The sequence below is a fragment of the Terriglobus roseus genome (assembly GCF_900105625.1).
In the GTDB taxonomy this organism is placed as follows: domain Bacteria; phylum Acidobacteriota; class Terriglobia; order Terriglobales; family Acidobacteriaceae; genus Terriglobus; species Terriglobus roseus_B.
Map to the genome: position 1 here is coordinate 4,000,176 of NZ_FNSD01000001.1, position 16,282 is coordinate 4,016,457.

The 16,282-nt window shown below is 57.9% G+C and carries 11 protein-coding genes; 7 read left to right on the forward strand and 4 right to left on the reverse strand.

Going from position 1 to position 16,282, the window contains the following annotated elements; all coding sequences use genetic code 11:
* Positions 1 to 9 precede the first annotated feature (9 nt).
* On the reverse strand, positions 10 to 3,624 hold the full coding sequence (locus BLW03_RS16755) for a TonB-dependent receptor (protein ID WP_074655181.1): 3,615 nt from the start codon (positions 3,622 to 3,624) through the stop codon (positions 10 to 12).
* Positions 3,625 to 3,809: 185 nt separating this feature from the next.
* On the opposite strand from BLW03_RS16755, the gene BLW03_RS16760 reads away from it, so the two are divergent.
* Both BLW03_RS16760 and BLW03_RS16765 read left to right on the forward strand, forming a co-directional pair.
* The gene (locus BLW03_RS16760; RefSeq protein ID WP_074656091.1) at positions 3,810 to 5,675 is read left to right on the forward strand and encodes a glycoside hydrolase family 35 protein; all 1,866 of its coding nucleotides are present in this window, start codon (positions 3,810 to 3,812) and stop codon (positions 5,673 to 5,675) included.
* 369 nt (positions 5,676 to 6,044) lie between these two features.
* Positions 6,045 to 8,000, forward strand: coding sequence for a beta-N-acetylhexosaminidase (locus tag BLW03_RS16765; RefSeq protein WP_280138049.1), 1,956 nt, complete (start codon positions 6,045 to 6,047; stop codon positions 7,998 to 8,000).
* A gap of 60 nt (positions 8,001 to 8,060) precedes the next feature.
* On the opposite strand, the gene BLW03_RS16770 is transcribed toward BLW03_RS16765, so the two are convergent.
* Positions 8,061 to 8,852, reverse strand: a complete 792-nt coding sequence (locus BLW03_RS16770; protein WP_244502131.1) for an SDR family oxidoreductase — start codon at positions 8,850 to 8,852, stop codon at positions 8,061 to 8,063.
* A gap of 21 nt (positions 8,853 to 8,873) precedes the next feature.
* A complete protein-coding gene (locus BLW03_RS16775; protein ID WP_074655183.1) occupies positions 8,874 to 9,638 on the reverse strand; it encodes an SDR family NAD(P)-dependent oxidoreductase in 765 nt (254 codons plus the stop codon).
* A gap of 207 nt (positions 9,639 to 9,845) precedes the next feature.
* On the opposite strand from BLW03_RS16775, the gene BLW03_RS16780 reads away from it, so the two are divergent.
* Genes BLW03_RS16780 through fucP form a run of 5 tightly spaced genes read left to right on the forward strand, consistent with a single transcriptional unit; the run spans position 9,846 to position 14,582 of the window.
* Positions 9,846 to 11,159 (forward strand): enolase C-terminal domain-like protein, encoded by a 1,314-nt coding sequence (locus tag BLW03_RS16780; RefSeq protein ID WP_244502132.1) that lies wholly within the window; start codon positions 9,846 to 9,848, stop codon positions 11,157 to 11,159.
* Entirely contained in the window at positions 11,134 to 11,958 is an 825-nt protein-coding gene (locus BLW03_RS16785; RefSeq protein ID WP_074655185.1) for a fumarylacetoacetate hydrolase family protein, read from the forward strand. Before BLW03_RS16780 ends, BLW03_RS16785 begins: the two co-directional genes overlap by 26 nt.
* A 16-nt stretch (positions 11,959 to 11,974) precedes the next feature.
* On the forward strand, positions 11,975 to 12,358 hold the full coding sequence (locus BLW03_RS16790) for an RbsD/FucU domain-containing protein (RefSeq protein ID WP_074655186.1): 384 nt from the start codon (positions 11,975 to 11,977) through the stop codon (positions 12,356 to 12,358).
* Between the two features lie 38 nt (positions 12,359 to 12,396).
* Positions 12,397 to 13,260, forward strand: coding sequence for an amidohydrolase family protein (locus BLW03_RS16795; protein WP_074655187.1), 864 nt, complete (start codon positions 12,397 to 12,399; stop codon positions 13,258 to 13,260).
* Positions 13,203 to 14,582 (forward strand): L-fucose:H+ symporter permease, encoded by a 1,380-nt coding sequence (gene fucP / locus BLW03_RS16800; protein WP_244502133.1) that lies wholly within the window; start codon positions 13,203 to 13,205, stop codon positions 14,580 to 14,582. Before BLW03_RS16795 ends, fucP begins: the two co-directional genes overlap by 58 nt.
* Here the strand turns inward: fucP and BLW03_RS16805 are convergent.
* Complete coding sequence (locus BLW03_RS16805; RefSeq protein WP_074655188.1) at positions 14,579 to 16,243, reverse strand: alpha-L-fucosidase; 1,665 nt, start codon at positions 16,241 to 16,243, stop codon at positions 14,579 to 14,581. The two genes, fucP and BLW03_RS16805, sit on opposite strands and share 4 nt — an antisense overlap.
* Positions 16,244 to 16,282 lie beyond the last annotated feature (39 nt).

Genomic DNA, 16,282 nt, shown 5'->3' on the forward strand with positions numbered 1-16,282 from the left:
TGGAGGCAACTAGAAGGAAAGACGAGCAGCGACCTGCAGAACTCTGGCGTTCGGAAGAATGCCGGAGAAGCGTGTCGACGTAATGGCCTGCCCCGAAGTTCCGGTCAGACTCGTGCCGGGGTTGCTGAATGATGGTGTGTTCAACACGTTAAAGCCATCCACTCGCAGCTGCAACGCAGTCTCCCGATAGGGAAGTGCGAAGCTTTTGAAGAGTGACATGTCCACACGGTTGAAGCCGGGACCGACGACACCGACGCGGCCACGTGGACCGGACGGGATCACGCCTGCGTTCGCTGCGTTGATGGTGTTCTGGCTTGCCGAGGCACCACTGCTTACGACCTGCGGTGGATTGGTGAATGAGCAGGGATTAAACCACTGACTGATCGTGCGAGTTTTGGCGGCGCAGTTGAACTGTGGCTGTGTTGGGCTGAGGGAGCTTCGTGTGCTACCGGAACCAAGCGGGGCTCCCGTGCTGAATGGATCGGCGATCTGGTACGGATAGCTCGAACCCTGGTTTGAAGAAGTGAGGAAGATGGGGTTGCCGGTCTGTGCCTGGAACACCAGGCTCGACTTCCATCCACCAATCACTTCGTCGAGCAGCTTGCTGTCGTGGGCGAATTTCTTTCCACGACCGAAGGGCAGTTCGTATTGCGCATTCAGGCTCACGCGGCTGCGAACGTCCTGCGTGCAGCTGCCGTAGTCATATCGGAAGCCGAGAAGATTCGGATTCCGGTAACCACCCTGCTGCGCCTGTCCGATAGGCCCGAACGAGTCATCAAGGCAGTGAGCCCATGAGTAGCCACCCAGGAAATACAGGCCTGCACCGAACTGCTTTTCGATCTTCGCCTGCAGGGAATCGTAAGACGCAATACCCTCATTGGAGACGTTCGCAATCCCGAAGTCATAGAAAGGCTGATAGGCCTGTCCGTTGGCTCCACTCGGGACATATCCGGCGTAGGTGTTGGCGTTGTAGCTCATCCGAAGACGACGGCTCTTGCTGCCCTGGTAGCTCACGGTCATGGTCATGGTGTTAGACAGTGAGTGCTGCAGGCTAAGGTTATAAGCTTCGTTGTAGGAACTCTTCGCGTTCTGATCCTGGCTATAAATCTGGCCAATGCCGGAAGCTGCGGCGAGTGCTGCGGGACTGGTGGCGGCGGCGCCGAAACCAGTTTCTAGCGTCTGACCGTTGGTCGGGCAGTTCACCGATCCGTTGAGGTTGTAGCACTGGTTGGGCGTGGGAACGAAGCTCGAATTCACAAAGAATGGAGCGTTGTTCGCAAGGTTCAGGCCCAGGCCAATGTTTTCCAAGCCGCCGTAGAACATACCGAAACCGCCACGCAACACAGTCTTGGGCTCGAGCAGAAAATTGAAGCCCACACGTGGTGCGAAGTTCAAACGTTGCGGATTCACCAGATAGTTATTGTCGGTGTATTGGACAGCGATGTGGTCCGCAGCGAGGGTAGTTGCTAAGGTAGCTGCGATCGGGTAGCTGCGCTGAGAGGACGGTATGAGGAGCGTACCCGTTCCCTGGTTGTTATTCGCGTAGTTTCCGATGAAGTTTGACTGCATGTTATTCAATTCACGGATGGGTTGCGAGTATTCCCAACGTACGCCCATGTTCAGCGTAAACCGTGGGGTTACCTTCCAGTCGTCCTGCAGGAAGGCTGCGTAGTACCAACGTAGATCGGTAAACGGCTGCACTGTGCTCAGACCAGAGTTGTTCATCTGGTCCTGCAGGTAATCTGCCAGGCCTGAACCGGAGACGTTGACCTTGTCCGCCGGATTCTCGCTGTATGTGCCGTTGAAGTTCTGGTACCCGATGCCATTGGGTGGCTGCAGGCCGTAGAAACGCACGTGCTGAAAGTTGATGCCGGCCTTGACCGTGTGCCGTCCGACCTGCTTGTTTACGTTGTCAATGATCTGCAGAACATTCTGGAGCTCATCGGAGGGAAGATAGCCAGTGGTCCCAAGCTGTGTCGCTGCATCATTGCCGCTACGGGAATCGCCGAAGTTTGTCTGCGGGAGACCGCCGAGGTTCTTGCCGGTAGGAATGCCGCCCAGGCCAAGGCTGGCTGCGAAGCCGCTGTTTGCAGCGTTCGGTCCCAGGTAGGAGGCGTGCAGCCAGTTATAGCCAGCACGGAACTCGTTGGAGAGTGTTGGGCTGAAGAAGTGGGTCTCCGAGAAAACACCGCTCTTAGCGTAGTTGGAGTTCTGTCCCGAGCTGCCAAAACTGCCACCGTCAAGGATGCCCAGCGGCGGTGCATAGCTGATGGGGTTGTTGGAGTAGCTGTAACGGGCGAACATCTGATCCTTCGCCGAAAAGTTGTAGTCGACACGAAGGTCATACTGGGTGGTGTCATTCGTGATGGCAGTTGCAGGAGCGGTGTAGTTATTGAAGGCCTGGTGCACATTCGCCGCATTCGGAAGCGGGTAGAGCGCGAGCACTGCTTTTGCCACAGCGTTGATCTGATTGGCACAAAGCACGTTCCGAACACCATTGCAGGTCAGGTAACGCGGATCAGCACCAGCGTTCGCAGTTCCGCCGACGATACTGGTTGCCGTTCCACCGGGCTGGTACAGCGAGATCGCACCACGGCCTGCCGTATTTGCAGGGCTTAGCAACTCGCTGAAGTCGCCTGTCCGCTCCAGGGCGGTGGGTACGGTGAGATTCGGTGTTGGCGGAGAGTACTGCGAAATTCGGGTGCCTTCCGCGTCGGCGAAGACGAAGATCTTGTCCTTCCAGATAGGGCCGCCGAGTGTCGCTCCGAACTGGTTCATGTGATATGCCGTCTTGTTGGTAGCGAAGTAATCGAGCGCATTCATGCGGTCGTTACGGTAGTACTCCCACAGGCTGCCGTGGACGGAATTAGTGCCGGCCTTGATCGAGGCATTGATTGCTGCGCCAGTACCGCGCCCAAGTTCCGCACTGTAGTCGCTGCTCTGGACGCGGAATTCAGCAAGTGCATCCGGTGGTGGACGAACGGCATAGGTTGCGCCGTTCAGGAAGTCCTGCATATTGGAGTTATTGTCGACGCCATCCAGGACAAAGTTATTCTGCGACACGCGGTTGCCGTTGGATGCGAAGTCGCCAGCACCGGCGACCTGTCGGAATCCCTGATTGGGGGCTGCCACACCGGTCGTCAACTGCGCCGCGAAGACGTAGTTCCGGCCGTCCAGAGGAATGTCATTGAGCACTCTGGCTGTGAAGGTCTGGCCTGTAGAAGCTTCCTCGGTCTGCAGGGCGGTATCGGCGGTGACTGTAACCGCATCAGAAGCCCCTCCCGCGGAGAGGTTCAGGTTGAGGCCGACCACCTGGCTGACGCTCACTCGGATGTTGTCCTGCGTTTGCGGCGCGAAGCCGGGAGCTTCTACCGTCAACTGGTACGTACCGATCTTGACCGGTGTGAAGCTGTACGCGCCTGACTTGTCGGTGACTCGCGTCAGTGTCAGGTTTGTTTCCTTGTTGACGAGCGTGATGGTTGCACCGTTCACAAGCGCCTTGTTAGCGTCGCGCACCAGACCAGTGACCGATCCCTGATCGATCTGTGCGAAGAGTGGGACAGATCCTGAGATCAGCGAGGCGGAAAGACCGACCGCGAGCACTGCTCGATTTCCAAAGCGCATACGGGGACACCCTTGTTGGATTGCTGAAAGACGATCCTACGACCGAGAACGGGCTTGCTCATGAGGTATGGTGTTTTCAGCTGTGAAAGCAGTATTGCATCAGTGAGCAGAATGTCAACGGAAAGTTCACGCCCCTGTAACGCTCGAGGAGGGTCTTCATGCGGCGGGACATCAAGGATTTGAAGATGTCGTTTTTGAAGGTTGCAAGAACTCTGGTGTCCGTCGCGCTGCTGCCGGGAGTCTCCCTGTTGGCAGGCGCTCAGAGAAGCCCCGCTACTGTAAGCCCCCTGCAGGTCGCCGGAGGTCATCTGGAATTGCGAGGGAAACCCTTTCAGATTGTTTCGGGTGAACTGGAATACGCTCGCATCCCGAGAGAGTACTGGCGGGACAGGCTCCGCAAGGCACACGCTATGGGCCTGAACGCGATCACGGCGTATGTGTTTTGGAATGTGCATGAACCACGGCCCAGTAGTTACGATTTCAACGGTCAGAACGACGTGAAGGAGTTCCTTCGGGAGGCACAGCAGGAGGGGCTGTACGTCATACTTCGTCCGGGACCGTACGTGTGCGCGGAGTGGGATCTTGGCGGCTATCCCTCGTGGCTTCTTAAGGACCATTCGATGGTTCTTCGCGGCATGCAGCCTCAGTTCCAGGAAGCTGCAACACGCTGGATGCTGCGGCTGGGGAAGGAGCTTGCGCCGCTGCAGGCAGATCGCGGTGGCCCCATCCTCGCCGTCCAGGTGGAGAACGAATATGGCTCCTTCGGCGAAGATCATGCGTACATGAAGTGGATGCAGCAACTGGTGATCAAAGCCGGATTCGGCGGATCACTGCTGTATACAGCAGATGGTGCGGACGTCCTGGATAAGGGAAGCCTTCCGGGTGTCTTCGCCGGGATCGATTTCGGCACGGGAGATGCTGATCGATCCATCAAGCTCAAGTCGGCCATTCGCCCGGACTCGCCCACGTATGTCGCGGAATACTGGGACGGCTGGTTTGACCACTGGGGCGAAAGGCATCAGACGACGGATGCCGCGAAGCAGGAGTCCGAGGTTCGGGCGATGCTGCACAGCGGAGCCTCTGTCAGCCTGTACATGGTGCATGGCGGCACCTCATTTGGCTGGATGAATGGTGCCAATAACGATCACGACGGATACCAGCCGGACGTGTCGAGCTATGACTACGACGCTCCTCTGGATGAGTCGGGAAGACCGCGGCCCAAGTACTTCCGCATGCGTGATGTCATTGCGCAGGAGACGCACATCCAACCGATCCCGGTACCCGTGTCATCGCCGATGATCAGCTTTCCGGCGGTGACGCTCACGGAGTCCGTCTCACTTTGGGATACTCTTCCGCCCGCGGTGGAACGCGACACGCCTCCGAGTATGGAGGATATGGATCAGGCGTATGGATACATCCTGTACCGCCGTCAGCTTACGGGCTCAGGCAAGGCTGATTTAACCATTTCAGATCTTCATAGCTACGCGCGGGTTTACCTCGATGGGAAGCTTGTCGGTGTGATGGATCGGCGGCTGGGGCAGAAGAGTATCTTGCTTGCTGTCGAAGGCACGCACCGACTCGACATCCTTGTGGAGAACTCCGGCCGTATCAACTTCAAGACCGCGATACGAGGTGAGCGTGCAGGTGTGCTTGGGGCGATTCGCTACGGTGACTTGCGGCTTGCCGGCTGGAAGGTCTATCCATTGCCGTTTGCGCCACCGCCTGTGAAGGGTTACACGACCGCCGCGTGCAGCGGGCCATGCTTCTCCCAGGGAACGTTTCAAATTGCCTATCCGGGAGACACGTACCTGAATACGCAGCAACTGGGTAAAGGCGTTATCTGGGTCAACGGACACCTGCTGGGCCGCTTCTGGAACATTGGACCGTCCGGTACACTCTACCTTCCCGGGGTGTGGCTTCGTAAGGGAAGCAACACCTTGAAGGTGCTGGACCTGGATGGTGGTGGGACCGGTGCAGTCCGCGGTCAGGATGCAGCGTTTTACTTCGAGCCAAAGAATGAGACCGCGCAGTCGCTGGGTGTTTCGAATTGATTGTGGACGAGCATTACTTACCCATGAGGTTCAGGTGCCATGCATGACGCGCGTGTTCGGCCTCTGCTGGTACTACGTGCCAAGTCTGGCGATAGCCGATAGATGTGAGCTAAGGGTGCCCAAGTACAGGTAGGCAGGCATGACACGACTGCTGCTTCTGTGTGAAGGCGCGCGTCGGAATCGCTGCATGCCGTCGTCACGAATTTGTATCGGTCGTTCCGGCTCTTAAACGTATTCCCAGAGTTTGGTGTGAAAGGTCCTTCTATGCGTCAACGTTCGATTCTTGCTTTCGCCATTGTTGCCCACCTGGTATGTGCGGGCAGCATGCATGCCGTTGCTGCGGATCTTTCTCTGTCAGCGAATCATCTCATGCCGCAGCCAGTAAGTATGTCGACGGGTCAAGGACGACTCGTGCTTACCAAGGGCTTCACCGCGAGTACACCACGCGGGTCTTCGCCGCGTCTCGACAGGGCCGTCGAACGGATGCTCTATCGTCTGGAGGACCAGACTGGCTTAGAGCTTGTACGACAGGTTGGTCACGTTACGGGTGCGACTTTAACGGTTGATGTTCTGCAGCCGGACACGACGGTTCAGGGATTGGACGAAGATGAATCCTACCACCTGGATATCACCTCCAATGCGATCCAGATTCATGCCGCGACCACGACGGGCGCGATGCACGCCTTGGAAACAATGCTTCAATTGGTTCAGCCAGCAGGCTCCGCTTACATGGTGCCCGCGGCGGTCATTGATGACAGTCCGCGCTTTCATTGGCGCGGACTCATGATCGATTGCGGCCGACACTTCGAACCCATCGACGTGCTGAAGCGGAACCTCGATGCGATGGCTGCCGTAAAGCTGAACGTCTTTCACTGGCACTTGACCGAGGATCAGGGATTCCGTATCGAGAGCAAGCGGTTCCCCAGGCTGACGGCCGAGGGCTCTGACGGACTCTTCTATACCCAGGAGCAGGCGCGGGAGCTTGTGCAGTATGCGCGCGATCGCGGTATCCGCATAGTCCCGGAGTTTGAGATGCCGGGACACTCCGTTGCATGGCTCGTCGCCTACCCGGAACTGAATAGTGGGACACAACCGACCGGGATCCGGCGCGAGTTCGGCGTGTCGGACTACGTGCTTGATCCCACACGGGAAGCGACGTACAAGTTCATTAACTTGTTCCTCACAGAAATGGCCTCAATCTTCCCGGACCAATATGTGCACATCGGAGGAGACGAGGCGCCTGCCCCGGATTGGAAGACTAATCCGCGTATCGTTGCCTTCATGAAGTCGCATGACCTGAAGGACAACGATGCCTTGCAGGCTTACTTCAACAAGCGCGTCCTCGCGATTCTGACTAAGCTGAACCGGCGCATGGTGGGATGGGACGAGATCTTCAACCCAGCACTTCCAAAGGATGTCGTCATCCAGTCGTGGCGTGGCGAGCAGTCCCTGAGCAAGGGCGCCACGCAGGGCTACCAGGGTGTGCTCTCGGCCCCCTACTATCTCGACGGGATGCAGCCGGCAGTGAAGCCTTATCTCGCAGATCCAATCTCAGCGAATACGACACTGACGCCAGAGCAGCAGAAGCTGATTCTGGGCGGAGAGATCTGCATGTGGGGTGAGCATCTGGATGGACGGACGATCGATTCACGTATCTGGCCGCGCAGCGCAGCGATCGCCGAGCGATTCTGGTCGCCACAGAACGTGCGAGACGTCGACAGTATGTACTCGCGCCTTGATGCAGTCTCTGTCGAACTGGAGACGCTGGGACTTCGGCACCTCACGAGTGAAGATGCTGAGCTTCGTGGTCTGGCTGGAAGCGAACATATTGCAGCTCTACGCACCTTCGCGTCAGCGTTTGAACCGGTTGGGTTCGGTGATCGATCCTCCGAGCAGCACACCTCGCAACGAACTGCTTTGACGAGTTTTGTTGATGCGGTTCGGCCCGACCCGCCGATCCGACACCAGTTGGAGTTGGCTGCGAAGCGATATCTCGCAAAGGGAACAGAGACCACCTCTGCTACGTCTCAATCGAAGGATCTTCTGGAACGCTTCTTCTCGGAGGTGAATGCATCCATGCCGTCTGTTAACGAACTGATCAAGCAGCAACCCCGGTTGCAGCCCATGCAGGAACGTGCGGATCAGCTCGCGGTGCTGACAGGGATTGGCAGCCAGGCGATACATTTTCTGGAGACTGGAACGTCTGCACCTGCCCAATGGAAACAGGATGCGTTAGCGCGAATCGAAGGGGCGAAGAAGCCTAGTGGTCTGGTCTTCTTTGACTTCCTGTCGCCGCTGACCGATCTGGTAAACGCAACACGATAGAAGCGGGGAGTCGGTAGAGCATCGCTGCACTACCGGCTTACGCTGCGTTTGCGCCGTGGGCTAGGTGGCGTCGGCGCCGGACGTCAGCGCACGATCCAGGTGGGTGTAACCACCGTCGACGAAGACATGCTGGGCGGTTGTGTGGGCGGATTGCGTTGGTGATAGCAGAAAGGCCACAGCAGAGGCGATCTCCGATGCACGAGTCATGCGGTGCTGAAGAGGGACGCGCGCACCTACAGTTGCAAGGCCAGTACCTCCGTGTTGCTGAGCGAGCCATTGCTCATATAAGGGCGTGACCACCTCAGCAGGCACGACGGCGTTCACACGAATGCCATAGGGAAGTAACTCCGCAGCCCACTCGCGTGTGAGTGCCAGTTGCGCGCCTTTGGCGGCTGCGTAAGCCGAGGTGCCACCCTGGCCGGTGACGGCAACCTTCGAGCTGATGTTCACGATGGAGCCGTGACTTTCCTTCAGCATGGGCAGAGCAAAGTGCGCAAGGGAATAGTAGTGCAAGAGATTCTGCCGAAGACTCTCTTCGAAGCGGAGCGGATTCCCCGTCTCAAGACCAACATTATCGTTGGCCCCCGCATTGTTCACCAGGCCATCCAGGCGACCGAAGCTGTCGCGCACGAAGGCAATGGCAGCCTCGCACTGCCTCGGATCCGCAAGCTCTGCCTGGAAGAAACGGCATCGCGAAGAAACCGATGCCTTCATCTCTGTCTCGAATGCCATCACTTCAGGCGTATGGCGTCCAGCGACCACAACGGTCGCACCCTCTTCCAGGCATTGCCGCGTCACCGCCTGACCTATGCCTGACCCGCCGCCACTTACCAGAAATACAAGGCCATCCATGCCGAGATTCATTGCCATCCCCTACCGAACGTGAAGAAATCCGCCATCGATCGGGTAGTCGCAGCCGGTAGCAAACGATGCTTCATCCGAGCAGAGGTACAGCGCGAGAGCAGCAATTTCCTCAGGCTTTCCCATGCGGCCAATCGGCTGCGCCCGCGCCAATTCCTCGAGCTTTGCAGCTTCTTGCCCCGGATAGTTCTTCGCGACGAAACCATCGACAAAGGGCGTGTGAACGCGTGCCGGCGAGATCGCGTTGCAGCGTATACCTGCCGCCAGATAGTCCCGCGCGACGGAGAGCGTCATCGACAGCACAGCTCCCTTGGACATCGAATACGCCAGCCGGTCGTTGAGACCCGCAGTCGCCGCGATGGAGGCCATATTCAAAATCGATCCGCCACCGCGTTCCAGTAAGAGCGGCAAAGCTGCTTGCATGCAAAGAAAGGTGCCGCGCACATTCACTGCGTACAGGCGGTCAAGATCGCTTGCGGTAGTGTTTTCCAGTCGCCCAACGTGGGCGATCCCTGCACAATTGACCAGGATGTCCAGCGGCCCGAGCCCGTTGAAGACCTCCTTGACGGCGTCTTCGCTGGACACGTCGCAAGTCCTGGCGAGTACTTCAGCACCTGTGTGCTCTGCGATCGCTGTGGCGACACCTGCGACCGCATCCGGCACCAGATCGCATACGACCACGGCCGCTCCAGCACTGGCAAAACTCTTTGCAATGGCAAGACCGATTCCGCTGGCTGCGCCCGTGACTACGGCTCGCTTTCCCGTTAAGCTAAACATCTTCCGATCCACCTCTAGTGCACTCGGCGCGGTTGAACTCGCGTGCATTGTCTTGCCTCATATGAAACCACTATTTCATTGACAAAAAAAGACCCAACTCCATAAACTGCAGCAATCTGTTCCGTTGGAATGCGGTAAGCATCCCAGGGTCTGCTGAGAACGAGAATAGTCGAAGAGCTGAAAGGGCGTTTGCAAGTGGAAAGACCTGTGATAACGAAGGTGCGGGTCCTCGACATCCGTTTCCCAACGTCTCGCGAACACATCGGATCGGATGCGGTTAACACGGACCCGGATTATTCGGCGGCATACTGCATCCTTGAAACAAGTACCGGCGAAGAGGGACATGGCCTTACGTTCACTCTTGGCCGCGGTACCGACATCGTCGTCAAGGCTCTGGAGTATCTGGCGAGCAAAGTCGAAGGCCGTGCTCTGGATGAAATTACGGCAGACTTGAATGCGTTTGCGATGGAGTTGTCGGGCGATACGCAGTTGCGCTGGCTCGGTCCGGACAAGGGCGTGGTGCACCTCGCGTGCGGAGCCATGCTGAACGCCGTCTGGGACCTCTACGCGCGCTGCGAGCGGAAGCCTGTGTGGCGGCTCCTGATGGACATGCAACCAGAACAGATAGTTGCTGCCATCGACTTTCGCTACATTGCCGACGCGCTTTCGCCGGAAGAAGCTCTCACGATCCTGCGGGGAGGAAAGCAGGGCCAGGCAGAACGGCTGCGCCAGCTGGAGCGTACGGGATATCCCGCGTATACGACGTCGGTTGGCTGGTTCGGTTTCAGCGACGAAAAAATACGGAACCTTTGCCACGCAGCCCTCGCTGAAGGCTGGACGCATTTCAAGCTGAAGGTCGGCGGAACGCCCGAAGATGATTTGCGTCGTGGTTTGATCGTGCGGGAAGAGATTGGCTGGGCGAATCGTCTCATGGTCGATGCGAATCAGCGGTGGGGCGTCCAGCAGGCGATTGACCGCACACTGCTGCTTCGTGAGCTTCAGCCATGGTGGATGGAAGAGCCTACGAGTCCCGACGACATCCTCGGGCACGCCCGTATCCGGCGCGAGACCGGGGTGCGAATCGCAACCGGGGAACATTGTCAGAATGCCGTGATGTTCAAACAGTTGTTCCAGGCAGAGGCAATCGATGTCTGCCAGATCGACAGCTGTCGCGTCGCGGGTATCAACGAGAATCTGGCGATCATGCTGATGGCTGCAAAGTTCGGTGTGCCGGTCTGCCCCCACGCAGGCGGAGTCGGATTATGTGAATACGTTCAACACCTCTCCGTATTCGATTACCTTGGGATCTCTTGCTCGCTGCAGGATCGGGTGATCGAGTACGTGGAACACTTACACGAACATTTCGTCGATCCCGTTCGCATTGAGCGAGGACATTACCTGTTGCCGAAACTGCCGGGATATAGCGGCGAGATGCGTCCGGAATCGATCGAACAATATAGATATCCAGGCGGGGACGCCTGGAGAGGAACTCCCCATGAAGCTGATTTCGTACAGGCATAAGGACGGCGGTTCAACGCGTGCCGGTCTGCTGGAAGGCGATGCAGTGAGGCCCTTCGTGGGCTCCGATCGTGATCCAGTGCTTGCGTTCATCGAAAGTGGTGACACGCAGCCTGCCCTGGAGGCACAGACTCTCGCGCTGAGTGAGGTTAAACTGCTTGCCCCTATCCAGCGGCCGCCGCGCATTTTTGGAGTAGGTCTCAACTACCGTGAGCATGCAGCAGAGTCGAAGATGGTTGTGCAGAGTGTGCCGACCGTATTCATGAAGCTGTCCTCCTCCGTTATCGGGCCCGAAGAGGATGTGATCCTGGCGCCTGAAGCCCTCCAGCCAGACTTCGAAGTGGAGCTGGGTGTTGTCATCGGCAGGCCCGGATACCGCATTGCCGCCGGCGACTGGGAAGATCATGTTTTTGGCTACACCATTGTGAATGACGTGAGTGCACGCGCTGTGCAGCTTGCAACGACGCAGTGGACGCTGGGCAAGAGCTTTCCGACCTTCACACCGATGGGTCCATGCATCGTCACTCGCGACGAAGTCCCCGACCCACACGCGTTGGATATCAAGTTGACCCTGGACGGAGAGGTGATGCAATCTGCGAATACTCGTGATCTCATCTTCCGTGTCCCGGAGCTGATCGCATACATCTCTTCGATCGTTCCTTTGGAGGCTGGTGATGTCATCAGTACCGGAACGCCGCCGGGCGTTGGACTTGGCCGCACTCCACAACGGTGGCTCAAACCCGGGGAGCAGATGCTGCTTGAAGTCGAGCGCATTGGCACGCTGCGCAACCGGACCCGTTAAACGATCGGAGGTTCTTATGCTGCGTTCCGGTATCCTGCATCCGCAACTCAACTCGCTGCTAAGCCGCGTCCGGCATACCAACACCCTGGTGATTGCGGATCGTGGGTTTCCATTCTGGCCGCAGATCGAAACGGTGGATCTGGCACTGGTGGATGACATCCCGACCGTCCTGGATGTACTGCGGGCGATCGTTCCTAACTTCTCGATTGGGCACGCGTGGATGGCGAGCGAATTCAAAGAGCACAATGATGAGAACCTTCTGCACAGCTTCCGTGAATTATTACCAGAATTGACCTTCGAGCCTCATGAAGCGGTGAAGCAAAGGGTGCCTAATGCAATCGGTCTCGTCCGCTCCGCGGGAACGGCCCAGTATTCGAACGTGATTCTTCAATCGGCCTAAAGGCATGTCTCCCGGTTTCGGGTAGAAGGGTGAGCGCGATGCGAGTGGACGCACATCATCACCTGTGGCATTACAACGTTGACGAGTTTTCGTGGATTGAAGACGAAGCCGCTGCACTCCGCCGCGACTTCCTGCTAGCGGACTTCGAGGCTGCTCTTAAAGAGGCACACGTAGACGCAAGCGTAGTGGTGCAGGCTCGCCAATCGCTGTCCGAGACCCTTTGGTTGCTGAAGTGTGCAGAGCAGTCCGAATCGATCGGTGGTGTTGTTGGATGGGTGCCACTCAATGACAGCGACAAACTCTCTAAGGCTCTGGACGAACTCAGTTCGCATCGAACTTTTGTCGGCGCTCGCGAGATCCTTCAAGACAAGCCAGATGGCTTCCTGATGGATTCAGCATTGACGGAGGGTATGCGTCAGCTTACGCAGCGTGACATCACATACGATCTCCTGATCCGCGCTTCCCAGCTTGAAGAAGCCATCCGTTTCGTCGACCTGCATCCCAATCAAAAGTTCGTACTGGACCATGCCGGGAAGCCCCGGATAGCACAAGGTGAAGTGGAACCCTGGGCCGGGCTGCTCCGCGACCTCGGCCGCCGTCACAATGTCTTCTGCAAGCTTTCGGGTCTGGCGACCGAAGCTAAGCGGGACGGCTGGACCGCGGCCGATCTGGCACCATATCTTGATACGTGCCTGGGAGCCTTTGGGCCGCAGCGATGTATGGCAGGTTCTGACTGGCCCGTTTGCCTTGTCGCGACCTCTTACTCAGCTTGGTGGCAGTCGCTGGAGCGTTGGGTAGATTCCATGTCGGCAGATGAGCAGCAGCAAATCATGGGCGGTACGGCGTGTCTGTTCTACGGGTTATCGCCGGTGGGACGCCCAGCGGCAAAGCAGATCCGGTGAACACAAACCCCAGCTTCGATCCGACGGAAGGGCGCCTACAGTCGGCGAGTGCATCGCTGCTTCCCAAAAGCGGCCTGATCCCGTTCGCTTTGGTCACGGCACTCTTCTTTCTATGGGGCATGTCCAACAATCTGACCGATGTGCTGGTGCAGCAATTCAAGAAATCGTTTGATCTGTCTCCGCTGCAGGCACAGCTGGTACAGACAGCGGTCTTCTTCGGCTACTTCTGCATGGCTCTGCCGGCAGCCCTCGTGACGAAACGCCACGGCTATAAGCGCGGGATCCTGATTGGCCTTGGCCTGTTCGGGACGGGTATGCTGCTGTTCTGGCCAGCCGCTGTCATTGGTCGCTACTCCTTGATGCTGTTTGCGCTGTACGTTGTCGGTTGCGGATCGGCAGTTCTGGAGACCACCGCCAACCCTTTCATTGCGCAATCGGGACCACCTGAGAGCTCGGAGCGGCGACTGAACCTCGCTCAGAGTTTCAATCCACCTGGAACCATTTGCGGAGTTTTAGTCGGCACCTATTTCATCTTTTCTGGTGTTGAGCTGACGCCAGCGCAGGTGCTTGCGCTGCAGCAGCATGGCCAGTACACGCATTACCTGCATAGCGAGCTGATGCGTGTCGTCCCACCCTACGTAACCCTGGGGTGTGTTGTGCTCGCATTGGCGGGCGTTATCGCGTTTGCACGCTTCAATACGACTCTCCGGCAAAATGCCGGCGCACCGCCAGAGCATCTCGGTCGTCAAATCGTGCAGATACTTCGCACGCCCCAGGTACTCGCCGCAGTCGCGGCACAGTTCTGTTATTGCGGTGCGCAGGTCAGCACCTGGTCGGCATTTATCCCCTACACCAAGCAATACGCCGCAACATCCGAGCGAACGGCCGCACTGTTTCTCACTGGCAATCTGGTCGCCTTTGCCGCTGGCCGCATCTTCTCGACATCCCTCATGCGGCGGTTCCGCCCCGTGCGCATGATGACCGCTTACGCCCTGGTGAACATTCTTGTCCTTGGATTTGCAGTACTGCGTCCGGGGCTGCCGGGGGCGATTGCCCTTGTCGTCACAAGTTTCTTCATGTCCGTGATGTACCCAACGATCTTTTCCATTGGGATTAAGGGCCTTGGTGCGAAGACAGAGCTTGCAAGCTCCTTGCTTGTGATGGCGGTGGTAGGTGCGGCGGTGATACCGCCCCTGCTCGGCCTGGTCGCCCGGGCAACACGCAGTTATGCGTTGGGCTATGCACCGGTGCTGGCGTGCTATGCCGTGGTCGCGGTCTTCGGCTGGCTTCACAGCGGAGCACCGGTGAAGGCGTCCGACTAGAGTTTCTGCAGCGTCACGGAGCCTCGCTCCGCACCCACTACCGTTCCACTGATGGCAACCGTTTCCGCAACACCCGTGATGTCCAGGACAAGTTCATCGACATGAGCAGGGCTTCGCTTGAGCAGGTCAGGCTCATCGACTCCGTGCAGGCGCAACGAAAGATTGTTGAGCCCTTTCACAGTGCCAGCAAGTGGAATGAAGCGAAGCCGATATTGGGCCGCAGCCTTGATCTGTGAGGTTAGGTCCAGATGGAAGGTGTGACTTTCCCATCGGCCGACAAGATTGGCCGCCCAGAGCTGCGCAGGGGCGTCCCATGCTGTGGGAGGCTCCTGGCCGGTATGGAACGCTACCATGGAACGAAGATGCGGGCGTCCGACACTTTCCGTGATCGTCAATCGCACCTTGTCGTAGACCGCCGAGGCAATGGGCTGGATGCGCTTATGGCCGATAGCGGAACCGCTACCGAGGAGTGTCCAGGATCCGCCCTTATAACCCTCCAGCCTGTAACTGCGCACCCGTTCGCCGAAGCGTAGATCCTCTGCAAGCACCATCGTGTCGATGGGCATCGCCGGCTTGCCGCTCAGCAGGAGTGAGCTGCCACTGCCTGCTGTTTCTGCAACGGGATCCTGAAAGCGCCGCCAAATTTCCGCACCCAGCTGAGTCGCTGCCTCCGTGTCCTTTGCCGGCAGCAATCCGCTTCTATCTGCGGGAATATTGAGCAGGAGCTGCGCGCCCCGGCCGACGGATCGGTAGTAGATCGAGAGCAGTTGGTCGACGTTTAAAACCTTGCTCTCATTCTTGGTGCTCCAGAACCAGTCCGGACGCCGTATCGAGACGTCCACCTCATTCGGCATCCACACCGCTCCCGAAGGATCGCTGTTCAAAGACGTAGCGGTGCCTGTCTTCGCCTCTTCGGCATCAATGCCGTTCCAGCAGGGATAGGGCGCGTAGCCGTCTTCATTACCCACCCACCGTATAGTGGCTGCAGAACCTTGAAAGACCATGGAATGCGGCTGGTAGCGCGCCAGCAGGTCACTTACAGGCGTTCGTGTGGATCCGTCGAACCACACTTCCACCATGGGACCATAGTTGCCGAGGACTTCGGTGAGCTGTTGCCGGTACATGGTGTCGTACCGGGCCTGCATCTCGGGCGTGGCACAGACTCCGCCGGTCTTAGCGCCGAAGTGATCGTCACGAGGACAGACGTAAACTCCAAGTTTCAAACCGTGGCGTTTGCAGGAAGCCGCCACCTCTGCAAGTACGTCCCCTCGGCCACTCTTCCAGGGCGTGTTCCGGATGCTGTATTCCGTGGTTTTGGTCTGCCACATGCAGAACCCGCCCTGGTGTTTCGCCACAAAGACGAGGTACCGCGCACCCAAAGCGACAGCAGTCCTTGCCCACTGGTCGGTATCGAGATCCCGCGGATTTATCCGGGACAGTGGTGTGGACAGATCGTCCGACTCAAGATCCTGCCATGTGTTGGGCGCGAAGTGAACGAACATGCCCAGCTCAAGATCCTGCCAGGCAAGTTGGTCGGCGCTGGGATGCGCACGGGTCTTTGCTGCATCCGATGCTCCCTCCAGAAGGAAAGGGAAGCCATGCGCGTAGCCGGTACCGATACCGACGGAAGCTGCCGAGAGGATGAAGTTGCGCCTGTTCATAGGCGAGAGTTTACATTTACTGGCGAACAATGTGAACCA